Genomic DNA, 1,682 nt, shown 5'->3' on the forward strand with positions numbered 1-1,682 from the left:
GCGAGCTGCGCGCCTACACCGTGTACGCCGGGCAGCCCGTGCGGGTGGTGGGGGAGCGCCGGTGACACGCTTTACCGTGTTCGGCGCTTCGGGCTACATCGGCAGCCGCCTGGCGGCGCATCTGCGCGCCCAGGGGCACGGCGTGTGGGCGCCGGCGCGCGGCGACGCCGGGCCGTGGACCCGGCCGCTGCACCATGTGCTGTATTGCGCGGGCCTCACGGCCGACTTCCGCACGCGCCCGTTCGACACCGTGGACGCGCACGTGGGGCTGCTCGCCAAGGTGCTGCGCAGCGCGCGCTTCGCGTCGCTGCTCTACCTGTCGTCCACGCGGGTCTACCTGGGGGCCGCGCGCACCGACGAGGACGCGCCCCTGACGGTGCTGCCGGGCGACCCCTCGTACCTGTACAACCTGAGCAAGCTCACCGGCGAAGCGCTGTGCCACGCCAGCGCGCGCGCGGGCGTGCGCGTGGCGCGCCTGTCGAACGTGGTCGGCCCCGCCATGCAAGCCGGCCCGGACAGCCTGGTCGCCGACCTGCTGCGCCAAGCGCGCCAGGGCCATGTGCTGCTGCGCAGCGATCCGCGCTCGGCCAAGGACTACGTGCACATCGCCGACCTGCTCGACTGGCTGCCGCGCATCGCGCTCGCGGGCCGGGCCCCGGTCTACAACGTGGCCAGCGGCGTCCAGACCACGCACGCGCAATGGATCGCCTGGCTGCAGGAGCGCACCGGCTGCTCGGTGCAGTGGCCCGAGGACGCCCCGCGGCAGTCGTTCGCACCCATCGCCGTGCAGCGCTTGCAGGCCGAATGGGGCGTGCAGCCGCGCCCGCTCTTTGCCGCCCTGGACAGCGACGCGCCGCCATGAAACCCCTCGCCCCCCTCGCCCTATTCACCCGGGAACGCCGCGCGCGCCTCGCGGGCTACGCGCGCGACAGCGCGTTCCGGGCCCTCTCGCGCGACTGGCTGCGGGCCTCCGTGCAGCGGCAGTACGTGTACAACTTCGACTGGCTGGGGCGCCCCATCATCCAGTACCCGCAGGACATGGTCGCCATGCAGGAGCTGGTGTGGCGCGTGCGGCCCGATCTCATCGTCGAGACCGGAATTGCCCACGGCGGCTCGCTCGTGCTCAGCGCCTCGCTGCTCGCCTTGCTCGACCTGAGTGACGCCGCCGAAGCCGGCACCCCGCTCGATCCGCGCGCGCCGCGGCGCACGGTGCTGGGCGTGGACATCGACATCCGCGCGCACAACCGCGCGGCCATCGAAGCGCACCCCATGGCCCACCGCATCGCCATGATCGAGGGCTCGTCCACCGCGCCCGAGGTGCTCGCCCAAGTCCGGGCCAGAGCCCGCGGCGTGCAGCGCGTCATGGTGTGCCTGGATTCCCTGCACACGCACGCGCACGTGCTCGCCGAGCTGAACGCCTACGCGCCGCTGGTCACGCCCGGCAGCTACTGCGTGGTCTTCGACACCTTTGTCGAAGACCTGCCGCCGGGCTCTTTTCCGGACCGCCCCTGGGACGTGGGCAACAACCCCAAGACGGCGGTGCGCCAGTGGCTCGCCGGGCACGCCGAGTTCGCGGTCGATTCCGACATCGAGCAGCGCCTGCAACTGACCGCGGCGCCGCACGGCTTTCTGCGCCGCAGGGAGTGAGTCGCGGCGGCGCCGCGCATCATGGCCCGGGGAGC

Annotated in this window: 2 protein-coding genes; both read left to right on the forward strand. The window is 73.1% G+C overall.

Translation table 11 applies throughout. The features are described from left to right. Positions 1 to 61 precede the first annotated feature (61 nt). Complete coding sequence (locus VTU_RS29350; RefSeq protein WP_010108700.1) at positions 62 to 862, forward strand: NAD-dependent epimerase/dehydratase family protein; 801 nt, start codon at positions 62 to 64, stop codon at positions 860 to 862. Beyond that, positions 859 to 1,647 carry a cephalosporin hydroxylase family protein gene (locus VTU_RS0121565; protein ID WP_010108701.1) on the forward strand — a complete coding sequence of 263 codons (789 nt, stop codon included), beginning with the start codon at positions 859 to 861 and terminating at the stop codon, positions 1,645 to 1,647. Before VTU_RS29350 ends, VTU_RS0121565 begins: the two co-directional genes overlap by 4 nt. Positions 1,648 to 1,682: the final 35 nt, after the last annotated feature.

It is taken from the genome of Verminephrobacter aporrectodeae subsp. tuberculatae At4, assembly GCF_000193225.1.
Classification (GTDB): Bacteria; Pseudomonadota; Gammaproteobacteria; order Burkholderiales; family Burkholderiaceae_C; genus Acidovorax; species Acidovorax aporrectodeae.